This is a genomic window from Pseudonocardia yunnanensis (genome assembly GCF_039534065.1).
Classification (GTDB): Bacteria; Actinomycetota; Actinomycetes; order Mycobacteriales; family Pseudonocardiaceae; genus Pseudonocardia; species Pseudonocardia yunnanensis.
In genome coordinates this window covers 18,776-34,563 of record NZ_BAAAUS010000024.1, presented here as the reverse complement: position 1 = coordinate 34,563, position 15,788 = coordinate 18,776, and the positions used below count along the sequence as shown (strand labels likewise).

Genomic DNA, 15,788 nt, shown 5'->3' with positions numbered 1-15,788 from the left:
GTCACAGAGAGCAGAGTGCGCTCGAGCGGCGTACGGGACGGGAACCGGCGTCGCGGCGCGGCGCCGGATCGAGCACGGCCACGGCGTCGAAGCGCCGCGGGAGGGGAGAACAGCATGGCTGACCCGGGAGTCGTTCGTCAGGCGCTGCGGGAGCAGCGCATCGAGACCCCCTCGTGGGCCTACGCGAACTCGGGCACGCGGTTCAAGGTGTTCGCGCAGGCCGGAGTGCCGCGGACGCCGCAGGAGAAGATCGCGGACGCCGCAGTGGTGCACCGCCTCACGGGGGTGGCGCCCACGGTGGCGCTGCACATCCCGTGGGACCGCGTCGACGACTACGCCGAGCTGGCGAAGTACGCGGCGGCCCAGGGCGTGGGCATCGGGGCGATCAACGCGAACGTCTTCCAGGACGACGACTACAAGCTCGGCAGCGTCACCAACCCCGACCCACAGGTGCGCCGCAAGGCGACCGACCACCTGCTGGAGTGCGTCGACATCATGGACGCCACGGGTTCCCGTGACCTCAAGCTGTGGTTCTCCGACGGCACCAACTACCCCGGGCAGGACAGCATCCGCGCCCGGCAGGACCGCCTCGCCGAGGCGCTGCGTGAGGTCTACGACCGGCTCGGCCCCGACCAGCGGATGCTGCTGGAGTACAAGCTCTTCGAGCCCGCCTTCTACACCACGGACGTGCCCGACTGGGGCACCTCCTACGCCCACTGCATCGAGCTGGGTGACAAGGCGACGGTGTGCATCGACACCGGCCACCACGCCCCCGGCACCAACATCGAGTTCATCGTGGCGTTCCTGCTGCGGGCCGGGAAGCTCGGCGCGTTCGACTTCAACTCGCGCTTCTACGCCGACGACGACCTGATGGTGGGCGCGGCCGACCCGTTCCAGCTGTTCCGGATCATGCACGAGATCGTCTCGGTCGACGCGCTGTCCCCGGCTGCGGGGATCGCGTTCATGCTCGACCAGTGCCACAACATCGAGGCCAAGATCCCGGCGATCATCCGGTCGGTGATGAACGTGCAGGAGGCCACGGCCAAGGCGCTGCTCGTGGACACCGACGCACTGGCGGCCGCGCAGCGCTCCGGTGACGTTCTCGGCGCCAACGCGGTGCTGATGGACGCCTACTCCTCGGACGTGCGCCCGCTGCTGCGCGAGCTGCGCGCCGAGATGGACCTCGACCCCGAACCCGTCGCCGCCTACCACCGCTCGGGCTACCAGCAGCAGATCGAGTCCGAGCGGGTCGGCGGGCAGCAGGCCGGCTGGGGCGCCTGAACCCGCATCCGCCCACCCCACGAACGCTGGAGAAGCAGACGATGACCCACCCGGCAGTCCAGGCGCTCCTCGGCCGGAGCAACCGCCTCGGCGCCGACCCCCGCACCACCAACTACGCGGGCGGCAACACCTCCGCCAAGGCCAGTGCCGACGACCCGGTCACGGGCCGGCCCGTCGACCTCATGTGGGTCAAGGGCTCGGGCGGTGACCTCGGCACGCTCACCGAGCCGGGGCTCGCGGTGCTACGCCTGGACCGGCTCCGTGCGCTCGTCGACGTCTACCCGGGCGTGGAGCGCGAGGACGAGATGGTCGCCGCGTTCGACTACTGCGCGCACGGCAAGGGCGGAGCGGCCCCGTCGATCGACACGGCGATGCACGGGCTCGTCGACGCCGACCACGTCGACCACCTGCACCCCGACGCCGGCATCGCGATCGCCACCGCCACCGACGGCGAGGCGCTCACCAAGGAGATCTTCGGCGACCGGGTCGTGTGGGTGCCGTGGCGGCGCCCCGGCTTCCAGCTCGGCCTCGACATCGCCGCGGTCAAGCGGGCCAACCCGCAGGCGGTCGGCGTGATCCTCGGCGGGCACGGGATCACCGCCTGGGGTGCCACGAGCGAGGAGTGCGAAGCCAACTCGCTCGACATCATCGCCACCGCCACCCGTTACATCGAGGAGCGCGGGTCGGCGGAGCCCTTCGGAGCCGTCAGGCCCGGGTACGAGCCGTTGCCGGCGGACGAGCGCCGGGCGCGGGCCGCGGCCCTGGCACCTGTGCTGCGCGGACTCGCGTCCACCGACCGCCGTCAGGTCGGCCACTTCACCGACACCGACGCGGTGCTCGACTTCCTCGCGCGCGAGAAGCTCGAGCGCCTGGCCGCGCTCGGCACCTCCTGCCCGGACCACTTCCTGCGCACGAAGGTGCGCCCGCTCGTGCTGGACCTCCCGGCCACCGCCCCGCTGGAGGAGGCGATCGCGCGGCTGCGCGAGCTGCACGCCGCCTACCGCGACGACTACCGCGGCTACTACGAGCGGCACGCCACTCCGGACAGCCCGGCGATGCGCGGGGCCGATCCGGCGATCGTGCTCGTGCCGGGCGTCGGGATGTTCAGCTTCGGTGCCGACAAGCAGACCGCGCGTGTCGCCGGGGAGTTCTACGTCAACGCGATCAACGTGATGCGCGGCGCCGAGGCACTCTCCACCTACGAGCCGATCCCGGAGTCGGAGAAGTTCCGCATCGAGTACTGGGCCCTCGAGGAGGCCAAGCTCGCGCGGAGGCCGAAGCCGAAGCCGCTCGCCGGGCGGATCGCGTTCGTCACCGGCGGGGGTTCGGGGATCGGCCGGGCCACGGCCACGCGGCTCGCGGCCGAGGGCGCGTGCGTGGTGGTGGCCGACCGCGACGGCGACGCTGCCGCCGGCGTGGCCGCCGAGCTGGGGAACGCCGACGTCGCCGTGCCGGTGACGGTGGACGTCACCTCGGCCGACGCGGTGGCCGCCGCCGTCGACGCGGCAGCGCTGGCCTTCGGCGGGGTCGACCTCGTGGTCAACAACGCCGGGCTGTCGATCTCCAAGTCGCTGCTCGACACCACCGAGGCCGACTGGGACATCCAGCACGACGTCATGGCCAAGGGCTCGTTCCTCGTCGCCCGGTCCGCCGCGCGCGCGATGATCGCGCAGGGCATGGGCGGGGACATCGTCTACATCGCCAGCAAGAACGGCGTGTTCGCCGGCCCGAACAACGTGGCCTACGGCGCGGCGAAGGCCGACCAGGCCCACCAGGTGCGGCTGCTCGCCGCCGAGCTCGGCGAGCACGGCATCAAGGTCAACGGCGTGAACCCGGACGGCGTCGTCCGCGGCTCGGGGATCTTCGCGGGAGGCTGGGGTGCACAGCGCGCCGCCGTCTACGGCGTGCCGGAGGAGAAGCTCGGCGAGTTCTACGCACAGCGGACCCTACTCAAGCGGGAGGTGCTGCCCGAGCACGTCGCGGCCGCGGTCGTCGTGCTCACCGCAGGCGACCTGTCCCACACCACCGGAATGCACATCCCCGTCGACGCCGGGGTCGCGGCCGCGTTCCTGCGCTGACACATCGCCTCGAAGGAGAGGAGCTGTCATGACCTCGGTGCTCGAGACCCCTGCGGGGCTCGTGCGGACCACCTCGCGTCGCACCACCGTCGGGCTCGTGGCCGGTGGGCTCGGCGCGTACTGGCCGCAGTTCCCCGACCTGCTCCCGCAGCTGCGCCGGTCCGCCGCGCGCGTGTCGGAGCGGCTGCGGGCGCTCGGCGACGAGGTGGAGGTCGTCGACGTCGGCTTCATCTCCGACGCGCAGGAAGGCGCGGCCGCCGCGGAGAAGCTGCGGGTCGCGGGCTGCGATCTCATCGTCGGCTTCCTGACCACCTACATGACGGCGTCCATGCTGGTGCCGGTCGCGCAGCGCAGCGGTGCGCCCGTGCTGCTGATCAACCTGCAGCCCACGGAGCGGATGGACCACGCCACCTTCGACACCGGAGCCTGGCTCGCCTACTGCGGGGCCTGCCCGCTCCCGGAGATGGCCAACGCGTTCGACCGCGCCGGGGTGGCGTTCCGGTCCGTGTCGGGGCATGTCGAGGACGAGCGCGCGTGGGCGCGGATCGCCCGGTGGGTGCGCGCCGCGGGTGTCCGCGGAACGCTCCGCCACGCCCGGCACGGCCTGATGGGCCACCTCTACCCGGGCATGCTGGACGTCGCCACGGACCTCTCATCCGTGTCGGCACAGCTCGGCGGGCACGTCGAGGTGCTGGAGATCGACGACCTACGGGTGCGGGTCGAGGCCGTCACCGACACGCAGACGCAGGAGCGGGTGGCGCTGGCCCGTGAGGTCTTCGACGTCGACAGCTCGGTCGAGGCTGCCGACCTGGAATGGGGTGCGCGGGTCTCCGTCGGCCTCGACCGGCTCGTCGAGGACTTCTCGCTCGATTCGCTCGCCTACTACCACCGCGGCCTGAACGGCGAGCAGCACGAGACGCTCGCCGCAGGCCTGATCCTCGGCGCCTCGCTGCTCACCGCCCGTGGCGTGCCGGCGGCGGGGGAGTACGAGCTGCGCAACTCGATCGCGATGCTGGTGCTGGACCGGCTCGGTGCCGGCGGTTCCTTCACGGAGCTGCAGGCGCTGGACTTCACCGCCGGTGTGGTGGAGATGGGCCACGACGGGCCGGCGCATCTGGCGATCAGCTCGCGGCGGCCGCTGCTGCGCGGGCTCGGCCTGTACCACGGCAAGCGCGGGCGGGGCGTCTCCGTCGAGTTCGACGTGCAGCACGGCCCCGTCACGCTCTGCGGGATCGGGCAGCGGCGAGACGGACGCTTCGTCCTGGTCGCCGCCGAGGGTGAGGTGGTGCCCGGGCCGCATCTGCAGATCGGGAACACCACCTCCCGCGTCGACTTCGGTTGCGACCCGGGCGAATGGACCGACGTCTGGAGTGCGTCGGGCGTCGATCATCACTGGGCGCTCGGCACAGGGCACAGGGTGCCCGAGCTCGCCGCCGTCGCCGACCTCGTGGAGCTGGAGTTCGTCGAGGTACGGGTCCCGTGACCGTGCGGGTGGCCGCGGTCGACCTCGGGGCGTCGAGCGGCCGGGTGATGGCCGCCGACGTCGGCCCCGGCCGACTGGATCTCGCCGAGGCCGCCCGGTTCCCCAACGGCCCGGTCCGACTATCGAACACCCTGCACTGGGACGTGCTGGCGCTCTACCGCGGCGTGCTGGACGGACTGGGCGCTGCCGGCGCGGAGGCGCCGCTGGACTCGGTCGGGATCGACTCCTGGGCGATCGACTTCGGCCTCCTCGACGGGACCGGCGCACTGCTGGGCAACCCCGTGCACTACCGGGACGCACGCACCGAGGGTGTGTCCGAGCGGCTGCACGCGACGCTCCCCGCGGCCGACCTGTACGCGGTCGCCGGGGTTCAGGAGCTGCCGTTCAACACCATCTACCAGCTCGTCGCGGCCGCGGGCTCGCCCCAGCTGGAGGCAGCCCACGACCTGTTGCTGGTGCCCGACCTGCTCGCGTACTGGCTCACCGGTGCCCGTCGCACCGAGATCACCAACGCCTCCACCACGGGACTGCTCGACGTGCGCGCCCGCGCGTGGTCGAAGGACCTGATCTCACGGGCCGGGATCCCTGTGGGCCTCTTCGCGCCGCTGCTGGAGCCGGGGGAGCGGATCGGGGAGCTGGCGCCGCACGTCCTTGCCGAGACGGGACTCGCCGGGCCGGTTCCCGTGGTCGCCGTCGGCTCCCACGACACCGCGTCGGCGGTGGTGGGCGTGCCGGCGACGGGCGAGCGTTTCGCCTACATCTCCTGCGGCACGTGGTCGCTGGTCGGTGTGGAGCTGCCGGCCCCGGTGCTCTCCGCCGAGGGACGCGCGGCGAACTTCTCGAACGAGCTCGGCATCGACGGCACAGTGCGCTACCTGCGCAACGTCATGGGGCTCTGGCTGCTGCAGGAGTGCCTGCGCGTCTGGCCCGGGTCCCACCTCACCGCCATGCTCGCCGAGGCAGCGGCGGTGCCGGCGTTCGCAGCGGTCGTCGACGCCGACGATCCCACCTTCCTCCCGCCGGGCGACATGCCCGCCCGCATCGCGGACGCCTGCAAACGGCTCGGCGAGCCCGTCCCGCAGGGCCGCGCGGCCACGGTGCGCTGCATCCTCGACAGCCTCGCCCTCGCCCACCGCCGCGCCGTGCGTGCCGCACAGGAACTCTCGGGTCGTGCGGTCGACGTCGTCCACGTCGTCGGTGGGGGCGCCCGCAACGCCCTGCTCTGCCAGCTCACCGCCGACGCCTGCGGACTGCCGGTCGTCGCGGGGCCGGTCGAGGCCACCGCGCTGGGCAACGTATTGGTCCAGGCCCGCTCCCTCGGCGCGGTGAGCGGCGACCTCGCCGCGCTGCGCGACCTGCTCGTCCGGACCCAGGAGCTCACGACCTACGAGCCACGAGGCGACGAAGCCGCCTGGGCGTCGGCGGAACGCCGCGTACACGGCTAAGGCCGAACGACCGTCCCGCCCGTGCAGACCTATTGGACGAGCGGGCCGTTCGAGCAGGGATGGCGATGGTGCGGGCCAGGCCCCGGGTGGACGAGCGGCGCGCTGGTCTGAACCTATTGGACGGGCGTGCCGCTCGTGCAAGGAAGAGGGCTTGGCATCGGGGGCGGTTTTTTCAGGTCCGGACGAGCGGTCCGCTCGTGCGGGTCCGTCGGGCCCCGGGCCGTTGGTTCCGAGGGCGTGGCAATGGTGCTGGCCCCGGCTCCAGTTGGACGAGCGGCGCCATCGTGCGGACCTATTGGACGGGCGTGCCGCTTGTGCGGTGGGGAGGGCCCCGGTGCGGGGGTGCTTCGTCTCGCGGAGCTGGGCGAGCGGCGCGATCGTGCGGACCTATTGGACGGGTGTGCCGCTCGTCTGGAGGGGAGGGGCCCGTGCAGGGTGCTTCCCGCGGCGCTGGATGAGTGGCGCGTTCGCGCGGATCTCTTGGGCGGTCGGGCCGTTCGTTCGCGGCTGTGGGGCCTATACATGGGGATGGCCCCCTCTCCCGTAGGAGAAGGGGCCATCGGTTGGGGGGTCGGTCAGGCGGCCGGACGCTCGTCCGACTCGATCTCGGGCGTCCCCGCGGTCACCGGGATGCGCCGTGCGCCGTTACCGGAGTGGGCTCCCGCCACCCGGACGGTCAGCACGCCGGCGTCGTAGGACGCCGTCACCGCGTCCGCGGTCACGTGCGCCGGCAGGCCGAAGCTGCGCCGGAAGGAGCCGTAGCGGACCTCGCGGAGCGTGCGGCCGTCGCGGTCCTCGGTGCGCTCGTCGCGGCGCTCACCGCGCACCACGAGCTTGCCGCCGTCGATCTCGACGGTGACGTCCTTCTCGGCGTCGAGGCCCGGGAGCTCCAGGCGTACGACAGCGTCCTCACCATCGCGCTCGACCTCGGCGGCCGGTACGAAGCCCTGCCGTGCAACCGGCTCCGCGTAGCGGCGGAACAGGCCGTCGAACTCGGCGAACGGGTCGCGCCGGGCCCACAGGGAGAGCGTGCTCATGGTCCATCTCCTCGATCAGGGGCCGGTCACACCCGGCCCGACACCCGCTTCAACCTGAGTCGACCCGACTCAATTCCCATAGTCTGAGATTTCTTTGCCAGCTTTCGGGACGGAGCTGCTGTGCTCCGCGACCCATGACGGGCGTGCCAACATCAGTTACGGTCACGACTGACCGTCACGGAGGTGTCATGGACGACAGGGCGCGCGTCGAGAAGGCCGCCCACCAGGTGGTGGAGACCCACGATCCCCGATCGACGCCTACCAGGGAGTTCCTCGGCGCCTGCTTCGCCGCCGGGCTCACCTGGGTGCACTTCCCGGAAGGGCTCGGCGGGCTCGGGGTATCGCGTGGTCTGCAGGCCAGGGCGGACGCGATCCTGCAGGGCGCCGGGGGTCCCAACCCGTTCTTCCTCAACCCGATCGGGCACGGGATGGCCGCGGCCACGGTGCTCGAGCACGGGTCCCGCGAGCTGGCACAGGAGCTGTTGCCGCCACTCGCTACGAGCGAGCACATCTGGTGTCAGCTGTTCAGCGAGCCGGGCGCCGGATCCGACCTCGCGGGCCTCGCCACCTCCGCCGTGCTCGACGGCGACGAGTGGGTGGTCAACGGGCAAAAGGTGTGGACGAGCCTCGCTCACCGCGCCCGCTACGCGCTGCTGCTCGCTCGCACCGACCCCGACCAGCCCAAGCACAAGGGCCTCACCTACTTCGTGCTCGACATGCACGCTCCCGGCGTCGAGACGCGGCCGCTGCGGCAGATGACCGGGCAGGCGGAGTTCAACGAGGTCTACATGACCGACGCCCGCATCCCCGACACGCACCGGCTCGGTGCCGTCGGCAACGGCTGGCGAGTCGCGATGACCACGCTGATGAACGAGCGCTCGGCGATCGGCGGGTCGTCCTCCGTTCGCGGTGCCGGAGCCATCGCCGACGCCGTGGAGCTGTGGGCGCGCTATCCGCACAGGCACACCCCGGTGCTCCGCGACAAGCTGGCTGCGCTCTGGACCCGCGCCGAGGCCCAGCGACTCACCGACGAACGCGCGCGCCGCTCGGCGACGTCGGGTTCGCCGGGGCCGGAGGGCTCGATCGCGAAGCTCGTGTCGGCCGAGCTCAACCAGCACGTCTACGAGTTCTGCATGGAGCTGCTCGGCCCGGAGGCCACGCTGTACGGCGACTACACGCAGCGGGACGTCCGGAGGAGCGAGGACTACCGCGGTCCCGTCCAGCAGCGTTTCCTACGGTCCCGTGCCAACACCATCGAAGGCGGCACGTCCGAGGTGCTTCGCAACATCCTCGGCGAGCGGATCCTCGGCTTGCCCGGCGATCTGCGAGCCGACTCCGGCAAGCCCTGGAAGGAGGTGCCGCGTGGCTGACGCGGGCACCGAGTTCGTCTTCACGCCCGAGCAGCAGGACCTGCGACGGGCCGTACGCCAGTTCTGCGCGGAGCGCCTCGACGAGGACACCGTGCGCCGGTTGATGGAGTCCGAGGCCGGCTACGACCCGGCGCTCTGGACCCGCCTCGGCGGCGAACTCGGCGTGCTCGGGCTCGCGGTGCCCGAGGAGTTGGGCGGGGCAGGCGGCGGGCTCGTGGACCAGGCCGTGGTGGCCGAGGAGTTCGGGGCGGCGCTGGTGCCCGGGCCGGTGATCGGCACCGTCGGGCTCGCGGTACCCGCGCTCGTGGCCCTGGCTGGAGCAGGGGTCGAGGAGGGCCTGCTGGCGTCGCTGGTGGAGGGCACGCGGACCGCGGCGTTCGCGGTGCCCGACCGCGGCGGCCGGTTCGACCCGGCGCTGGTGACGGTCACGGAGTCGGGCGGCACGCTGACCGGCGAGGTGAGCCAGGTCGTCGACGGCACGGCGGACGTGCTGCTCGTCGCCGCGCGTACCGGCGATGGGGTGGGGCTCTTCATCGTGGACGAGGCCGAGCGTGTCGCACTGTCCACACTGGACCGCACGCGGCGGCAGGCCGCCGTGCGGTTCGCGGCCACGCCGGCGCGGGCGATCGCGTCGGGCGCCGACGCCGAGCGGGCGATCACGGCCGCACTACGGACCGGGGCTGCGCTGCTGGCCGCCGAGCAGGTCGGCGGCGCGCAGCGGATGCTCGACCGCACCGTCGCCTACGCGGGCACCCGGCTGCAGTTCGGCCGGCCGATCGGTTCGTTCCAGGCCGTCAAGCACCGGTGTGCCGACATGTTGGTGCTCGTCGAGCACGCGAGGTCCACGGCCTACCACGCGGCGTGGGCGCTGCAGGACGGCACCGACGACCCCGATCTCGCGATCGGAATCGCGCAGGCCACGTGCTCGGAGGCCTACCAGCGGGTGGCGGAGGACACCGTGCAGCTGCACGGTGGCATCGGCTTCACCTGGGAGCACTCGGCACATCTGTACCTCAAGCGCGCGGTCACCGACGCCGCCCTGCTGGGCAGCGCCGCCGAGCACCGGGAGCGGATCGCGGAGCTGGTGCTCGACCGCGCTGTTGCCGTGGGAGTGCCTGCGGTCGCCACCGGCTGACAGGCGAGCTACCGGGCCGGTCCGGGCGCCTGAACGTCCGATCCGTCGCCCCGGCAGGCCTCGAGGTGCCGGACCAGTGCTCGGACGAGGCCCTCTTCGCTGAACGCGACGACGCTCGCCGAGGCACACCAGGGGCATGTGCGGGTCATGCTCGGTTTTGGGGAGCTGTGCATTCCAGCGACATTAGGAAGGGGTCGGCGGAGAGGTCACGTGTGCTGGGCGAGTGTCACATCGCCCGGCGCGCCGTCCGTTCATCGCCAATTTTCCCGGCTCTGCCGAGACGTCCGTTGCGCAGGTAACTTTCCTGCTCCCTTCCGCGATGATCGGATATGTCCACCGTCGCTCCCGAGCTCGTCGATGAGTCGGGTCCGTGCCTCACCACCGCCCCATGGGGTGGTCGCGTCATCAGCCTCCTGTTCACGGCCACCGTGCTGCTCTTCCTGCTATGGCTGGTCGCGCTCTGAGCGCTCTCACATCGGCAGCGCGTCCGGTGTGATCGGCAGGTCGCGGACCGCACTCCCGTGACGTGATGCGCTCGTTCAGCGCAGCCTCGGGCTGCGCTCCAGGCCGAGCGTGGCGAGCAGGTCGTCCATCATGTCTTCGAAGAGTGCCTCGCAGTCGTCGAAGGCGAAGGCGAGGTGGCCGTACACGGCCATGCAGGCGATGCCGTAGATCTGCCGCCAGCAGACGATCATGAGCCGGGCCACGCCCAGCGGGAGGTTCAGCCCTACCGCCTGCCGGTACGTCTCCAGTTGGCTGCGCAGCTGCGGGCTGAGCTCGTCGTCCCGGACGTACTCCAGCCGGCCGCTGTCGACGAGCTCTCCGAAGAGTTCGCCGAACAGGCCGCCGAGCTCACGGGAGAGGATCTGCGGGATCTCTTCCTCGGACTCGGCAACCGCCGGATAGGACGCGCCCATCAGCAGGCCGAACTCGGCCCGGTTGGCGACAGCCCAGGAGACCACGGCTCTGGTGGCGGCGTGGAGCTTCGCGCTGATGTCATCTGGCTCCTGGCGCCGTGCGGCCGCGATCACGGTGTCGATCAGCTCAGCCATGAGGTCCTCGTAGAGCGCTCGGACCAGGCCCTGCTTGCCGTCGAAGTACCGGTAGAGGGCCGGAGAGCTCACGCCCAGCCGCCGGGCAACGGCCGCGAGGGTCAGCCCCTCGACGCCCTCTGCGGCGGTGAGATCGCGTGCCGCCTGCTTCGCGTCCCTGATGAGCTGCTCACGCTGCCGCTCCCGCCGGGAGACCGGCGCCGAGGCGTGGTCGGCGGTGCGTGCACTCATCCCGACCCACCGTACGCGGCGAAGATCATGCAGGCGGTTTGAAGTTAATGATCTTCACTGTTTTACTCACCTTCACGACGGATCGGGGCGGCCGCTCCATCGCCACGTGATGGAAGGACTTCTGGGATGGCCTCTCCTGTCGCCGGAAGCAACCTGAACGGCGATGTCCGGTCCTCCAGGAGATCCCGGCTGCTCCGGGGCGCGGTGATCACACCATTGGCCGTGGGGCTGGTCGCGGGCATGGGGTCGGTGATCTTCGAGTACGGGTTGGCCAAACCTTTTTTCGAGCCGCCCGCGCCTGGTGTCAGTTCGTCGTCGCCGGCGCCCGAGGGTTCGTCGTCGCCGCCGGAGGTCGGACCGCGCGTCTCGGACGGCGTGGAGAAGGCAGGGCTGGGCGGCAACAGCTACTGCGGGCGATCGCTTCCCGGACCGGGTTCGATCCAGTGGCATGTGTGCCTGCGGGTCGAGCGCGACTCGGTCGTTTTCGGCACGAAACTGGTCAACACCGGGAACCGGCCGGAGAGCGTCGTCTCCCAGGTCGAATACACCAGCGCCGGTCAGTGGTCGTCCTGCCCGGAAAGCGGGCGCTGGGAAATGACGGTCGCGCCGGGAGAAACCGTGGTGAGCCCGCTCGGCGAGTGCCGCGTTCCCCTGCGGCGTCCTGTCGCCTACACGGCCGTCGGCTGGGTGGTGCCGGCGGGACAGGTCGTCAATCACGCCGCCTACCAACTCTCCCCGAGCGCTCACGTCTATGACGACGTCGTGCGTTGGCGCTGGGCAGGCGGCGGCGCCGAGGACGTCGCGGTGAATTGAGCGGTGCCGACCGGCGGCTCGCTGACCACCGGCGATACCCGCCGCGCTGATCCTCGGGGCGACGCCGCGTCGGGAAGCCGGCCGTGCCGTTACCGCCCGTCGAGACTCTCGGGTTCTCCCCACTAGGGACAACACTCGCTCGTCGGGGGGCGCCACGATTGATCGGCGACGCAATTACCTCAAATCTGTTCACGGCAACCACGGCCGCCGAGGAACAGCATTCACAGAGTTCCTCGAAGCATTCCTACCACTGGCGGGTCGACCTCGATCCTGCCCCGAGAGAATCTGGAGAACGTCATGAGCAATTGGAAGCGACGCCTCGTCCTGGCAGCGACCGCGACCACCCTGGCCGCCGGTGCTGCGGTGCTCCCGGCCGCGACCGCGATGGCCGCGCCCATGCCTGCCGGCGGCGTCACCACCTCGCAGACGGCCTCTGCACCCAGTGCGCCGAGCCCGCTGTGCGCCGACCAGTGGGGCATGATGACCTGGTGTTCCTGAGAGCGAATGTCGCTCTGACGGCCTCGCTGTCGGCGACGATGCTCACGCAGGAGATCACAGGTTTTCGATCAGGGCAGGTGAACGTCCACGGACGTTCACCTGCCTTCGTCGTGGGGCCTCGGTGACATGGTTGGCCGACGACAACCCCACGCAGGGCGTGCCGGCGCCCTCGGCGAGGCCAGGTCGCTGATCGGGCGCGAGGTCGGGGTGCTCTCGATCGACGCAAATCGGTCCCCTCCGACTCTGGCCGCGGGCGGATCGCCTCGCTGATGTCGGCGGCCATCGAGATGGCGGCAGCGATCGGGCATGCGCACGGTCCGCGCGTGTTGATGCTCGACGCTCGGCCGCGACCGGTTCACCGGCCCGAGTGGATGGCCGCGCTCTGATCAGCAGCCGTTGGACGAACGGGCGCGACCAGCGGCCGATCGAAGATCAGGTGTGTCTGCGCGTGACCGACCTCCGGCCGGGTCGCGAGATGGTCGACGATGAGCCGTTGCAGATGGCCGCTGTCGGCCACGGCGACGTGCACGAAGAAGTCCTCGGGCCCCGAGACGTTGTAGAGCGCGAGCGTCTCGGGGAGCGCGAGGACGGCGGTGGTGAACGACTCCACGAGCTCGCGCCGGTGCGGCCGCAGTTGCACGGCGATGAACGCCTGCAGGCCGCGTCCGATCGCCGCCGGGTCGACGACCGCGCGCACGGCCGTGATGACGCCGAGCGCGCGCAGCCGGCGCACCCGTTCGTGACACGACGACGTCGGCAGGCGCACGCGCGTGGCGAGCTCCTTGTTCGTGATCGACGCGTCGTCCTGCAAATGGCGCAGGATTCGCCAGTCGACCGGATCGAGTGACGGCGTTTGGGTCATGGTCCGGACAGTATCCGGACCAAGTTGCTCATTTGCGGACGAGTAACGAGATTCTCGGGCGTGACCCGTAGTTCCGTGCTCGTCCCCCACCCCGCTGCGCCGGTGGGGGCCGGGCGATGACGATCGAACGGTGGAGCGCGTTCGTCGGGGTGCTGCTCGTCGTGTTGTGCACGCCGGGACCCGATTTCGCGGTGGTCCTGCGCCACTCCCTGGCAGACGCGCGCCGGGGCGCCCGGGCCGCGGCCGGCATCGTCACCGGCCTGGCCGTGCACACCTCCGCGGCAGCTCTCGGGCTGTCCGCCCTGCTCGCGGCGCGCCCGGACGTCCTCGTCGCGATCCGCTGGCTCGGTGCCGCCTACCTGGTCCGGCTCGGCCTGGGGGCTCTACGTGGCGCGTTCAGGTCGTCCTCGTCCACGGTGGCCGCGCTACCGCGGTCGCACCATCCCTACCTCGACGGGCTGGCGGGCAACCTGCTGAACCCCAAGGCGCTGCTGTTCTTCCTCGGGTTGATCCCGCAGTTCGCGGTGCCCGGCCCTGGTGTGGTCGGGCAGATCCTGCTGATGGCCGGAACGACCGTCGTGGCAGCGGCGCTGTGGTGGACGCTGGTCATCCTGCTGGCCGGCCGGAGCCGCCGCGCCATGGGACGCCCCCGTGTGCGCCGGGGTGTCGACGCCGTCGGTGGGGCCGCGTTGATGGCCGTGGCCGTCGCCGTCGTGCGCGGCTGACCGGACGATCCGGGGCGTAGCATCGCCCGCGTGACGGGTACGACTGACCATCCCCCGGTCAGTGCGCACACCGTGCTCGCCGACGCCGACGGTTCGGCGTATTCCTCCTTGCGGCAGCGGCCCATGGCCCGCGCCGAGCGGTACGCACTCGGCAAGGCGTTGCGCAAGCGGGTGCCGCGTTCGGCGCTGGGTGAGTGGAACCCGCCGGCGGACCGGCCGGACCCTGTGCAGCAGATCATGGACAGCCACGAGGGCCGGGTCGGCAGGCTGGTGCCGATCCGGGTCGGACGGATGGCCGCGTCGCCCTACGGTTTCCTCCGGGGATCGGCCGTCGTGATGGCCGAGGACGTCGCGGGTCTACCGGCCACGGGCATCACGCCCGTCGTCTGCGGCGACGCCCACGTGGGCAACTTCGGCTTCTACGCCTCGCCCGAACGCGACCTCGTGTTCGACCTCAACGACTTCGACGAGGCCCACCCGGGTGGCTGGGAGTGGGACCTGCGCCGCCTCGTCGCGAGCGTCTGGGTGGCCGGGCGGCAGAACGGCGCGAGCGAGGACAACTGCGCGGCCGCCGTGTCGTCGTGCGTGTCGGCCTACCGGGCCGAGCTGCGCCACCTCGCCGACCTGCCGCTGTTCACGCGCTCCTACGAGCGTCTCGACGTCGACCGGCTCGCGCAGGAGGCCCCGGGCCCGCTGCGCGCCGAGGTCGAACGGGCCGCCAGACGTGCCCGGCAGCGCACGAGCGACCGCGCGCTGCCCCGATTCACGGAGGAGGTCGAGGGCCGCCGCCGGATCGTCGAGGAGCCGCCGCTGATCACGCGGGTGCCCGTCGGTGAGGCCGAGCTGCTCGCCGTCGCCCTCGACGAGTACCTGCTGACGCTCGCCCCGCACTGGCGCCGGGTGCTGGGGGGCTACACGTTGGTCGACATCGCGCACAAGGTGGTGGGTGTCGGAAGCGTGGGCCTTCGCGCATATGTCGCGCTGCTGGAGGGCTCCTCCCCGGAGGACGTGGTGTTCCTGCAGCTCAAGCAGGCCCGCCGGTCGGTGCTCGCCCGGTACGTGCACGGTGAGTCGGCCTGGCACGCTCACCAGGGCCAGCGGGTGGTGGAGTACCAGCAGGCGCTGCAGACCGTCAGCGACCCGTTGCTCGGCTGGACCACGGCGCCGGGCCAGCACGATGACGTGTACCAGTACTACGTCCGGCAGTTCCGGAACATGAAGGGCGCCGTCGCGATCGACTCGATCGATGCGTCCGCACTCGCCGACTACGCGGGCGTCGTGGGTCACCTGCTCGCCAAGGGCCACGCCCGTACCAGTGGTGCGTCGATGATCGCGGGCTACGTCGGGCGCTCCGAGAAGCTCGACGACGCGATGTGCCGGTTCGCCAGGGCGTACGCCGACCAGACCGAGGCGGACCACGCCGCACTCGTCGCCGCCGTGGCCCGCGGAGTACTGCCCATAGAGCGCGGGGTTTAGCGGCGCGTCCGCCGCACCAACGCCTTGACCCCGACCGTGATGCCCAGCACGAGCAGCATCGCGCCCGTGCCCACCACTCCGCCCAGCACCGTGGCGAGCACCACGAGGAGGGCGGCGACGGCCACGGCCTTGCGGGACGCGAGAGGCGGCGGCGACGAGGGTGGGGACTCGGCCCGGCCGCGCTGCAGTGCCGCGGCCAGCTGTGGGTCGTCGTCACTGAGTCGGCGGGCGAGCTCGTCGAGCCGCTTCTGTTCCGTCCCGGTGAGCGGGCGCCCGTGGTGTCGTTCTGGGAGCATGCGGCT

At 71.5% G+C, this 15,788-nt stretch carries 15 protein-coding genes; 11 read left to right on the top strand and 4 right to left on the bottom strand.

The features are described 5' to 3' along the window. Window positions 1–114 precede the first annotated feature (114 nt). Genes rhaI through ABD743_RS21735 form a run of 4 tightly spaced genes read left to right on the top strand, consistent with a single transcriptional unit; the run spans window position 115 to window position 6,287 of the window. On the top strand, window positions 115–1,281 hold the full coding sequence (rhaI, locus tag ABD743_RS21750; RefSeq protein ID WP_344723990.1) for an L-rhamnose isomerase: 1,167 nt from the start codon (window positions 115–117) through the stop codon (window positions 1,279–1,281). Window positions 1,282–1,322: 41 nt separating this feature from the next. Further along, window positions 1,323–3,359, top strand: a complete 2,037-nt coding sequence (locus tag ABD743_RS21745) for a bifunctional aldolase/short-chain dehydrogenase (RefSeq protein WP_344723989.1) — start codon at window positions 1,323–1,325, stop codon at window positions 3,357–3,359. Between the two features lie 28 nt (window positions 3,360–3,387). After that, window positions 3,388–4,842 carry an L-fucose/L-arabinose isomerase family protein gene (locus tag ABD743_RS21740; RefSeq protein ID WP_344723988.1) on the top strand — a complete coding sequence of 485 codons (1,455 nt, stop codon included), beginning with the start codon at window positions 3,388–3,390 and terminating at the stop codon, window positions 4,840–4,842. 2 nt (window positions 4,843–4,844) lie between these two features. Continuing rightward, entirely contained in the window at window positions 4,845–6,287 is a 1,443-nt protein-coding gene (locus ABD743_RS21735) for a rhamnulokinase (RefSeq protein WP_344724446.1), read from the top strand. Between the two features lie 575 nt (window positions 6,288–6,862). Here ABD743_RS21735 and ABD743_RS21730 read toward each other — a convergent pair. Beyond that, window positions 6,863–7,324, bottom strand: coding sequence for an Hsp20/alpha crystallin family protein (locus ABD743_RS21730; RefSeq protein ID WP_344723987.1), 462 nt, complete (start codon window positions 7,322–7,324; stop codon window positions 6,863–6,865). Window positions 7,325–7,512: 188 nt separating this feature from the next. Between ABD743_RS21730 and ABD743_RS21725 the strand changes: the two genes are divergently transcribed. The 3 genes from ABD743_RS21725 (at window position 7,513) to ABD743_RS21715 (ending at window position 10,293) form a co-directional block, all read left to right on the top strand. Continuing rightward, window positions 7,513–8,694 (top strand): acyl-CoA dehydrogenase family protein, encoded by a 1,182-nt coding sequence (locus ABD743_RS21725; protein ID WP_344723986.1) that lies wholly within the window; start codon window positions 7,513–7,515, stop codon window positions 8,692–8,694. Beyond that, window positions 8,687–9,829 (top strand): acyl-CoA dehydrogenase family protein, encoded by a 1,143-nt coding sequence (locus ABD743_RS21720; protein ID WP_344723985.1) that lies wholly within the window; start codon window positions 8,687–8,689, stop codon window positions 9,827–9,829. Before ABD743_RS21725 ends, ABD743_RS21720 begins: the two co-directional genes overlap by 8 nt. Before the next feature lie 329 nt (window positions 9,830–10,158). Further along, on the top strand, window positions 10,159–10,293 hold the full coding sequence (locus ABD743_RS21715; RefSeq protein ID WP_344723984.1) for a hypothetical protein: 135 nt from the start codon (window positions 10,159–10,161) through the stop codon (window positions 10,291–10,293). A gap of 75 nt (window positions 10,294–10,368) precedes the next feature. On the opposite strand, the gene ABD743_RS21710 is transcribed toward ABD743_RS21715, so the two are convergent. After that, window positions 10,369–11,112, bottom strand: coding sequence for a TetR/AcrR family transcriptional regulator (locus ABD743_RS21710; protein WP_344723983.1), 744 nt, complete (start codon window positions 11,110–11,112; stop codon window positions 10,369–10,371). A gap of 222 nt (window positions 11,113–11,334) precedes the next feature. Here ABD743_RS21710 and ABD743_RS21705 point away from each other — a divergent pair, with 222 nt between their 5' ends. Together ABD743_RS21705 and ABD743_RS21700 are read left to right on the top strand one after the other, a co-directional pair. After that, the gene (locus tag ABD743_RS21705; protein ID WP_344723982.1) at window positions 11,335–11,925 is read left to right on the top strand and encodes a hypothetical protein; all 591 of its coding nucleotides are present in this window, start codon (window positions 11,335–11,337) and stop codon (window positions 11,923–11,925) included. Between the two features lie 297 nt (window positions 11,926–12,222). Then, window positions 12,223–12,423 (top strand): hypothetical protein, encoded by a 201-nt coding sequence (locus ABD743_RS21700; RefSeq protein ID WP_344723981.1) that lies wholly within the window; start codon window positions 12,223–12,225, stop codon window positions 12,421–12,423. A 355-nt stretch (window positions 12,424–12,778) separates the two neighbouring features. On the opposite strand, the gene ABD743_RS21695 is transcribed toward ABD743_RS21700, so the two are convergent. Continuing rightward, window positions 12,779–13,285 carry an Lrp/AsnC family transcriptional regulator gene (locus ABD743_RS21695; protein WP_344723980.1) on the bottom strand — a complete coding sequence of 169 codons (507 nt, stop codon included), beginning with the start codon at window positions 13,283–13,285 and terminating at the stop codon, window positions 12,779–12,781. Window positions 13,286–13,401: 116 nt separating this feature from the next. Here ABD743_RS21695 and ABD743_RS21690 point away from each other — a divergent pair, with 116 nt between their 5' ends. Further along, on the top strand, window positions 13,402–14,010 hold the full coding sequence (locus tag ABD743_RS21690; protein WP_344723979.1) for a LysE family translocator: 609 nt from the start codon (window positions 13,402–13,404) through the stop codon (window positions 14,008–14,010). Between the two features lie 30 nt (window positions 14,011–14,040). Next, complete coding sequence (locus tag ABD743_RS21685) at window positions 14,041–15,486, top strand: DUF2252 domain-containing protein (protein WP_344723978.1); 1,446 nt, start codon at window positions 14,041–14,043, stop codon at window positions 15,484–15,486. Here the strand turns inward: ABD743_RS21685 and ABD743_RS21680 are convergent. Beyond that, complete coding sequence (locus ABD743_RS21680; RefSeq protein WP_344723977.1) at window positions 15,483–15,782, bottom strand: DUF3040 domain-containing protein; 300 nt, start codon at window positions 15,780–15,782, stop codon at window positions 15,483–15,485. The genes ABD743_RS21685 and ABD743_RS21680 overlap by 4 nt on opposite strands. Window positions 15,783–15,788: the final 6 nt, after the last annotated feature.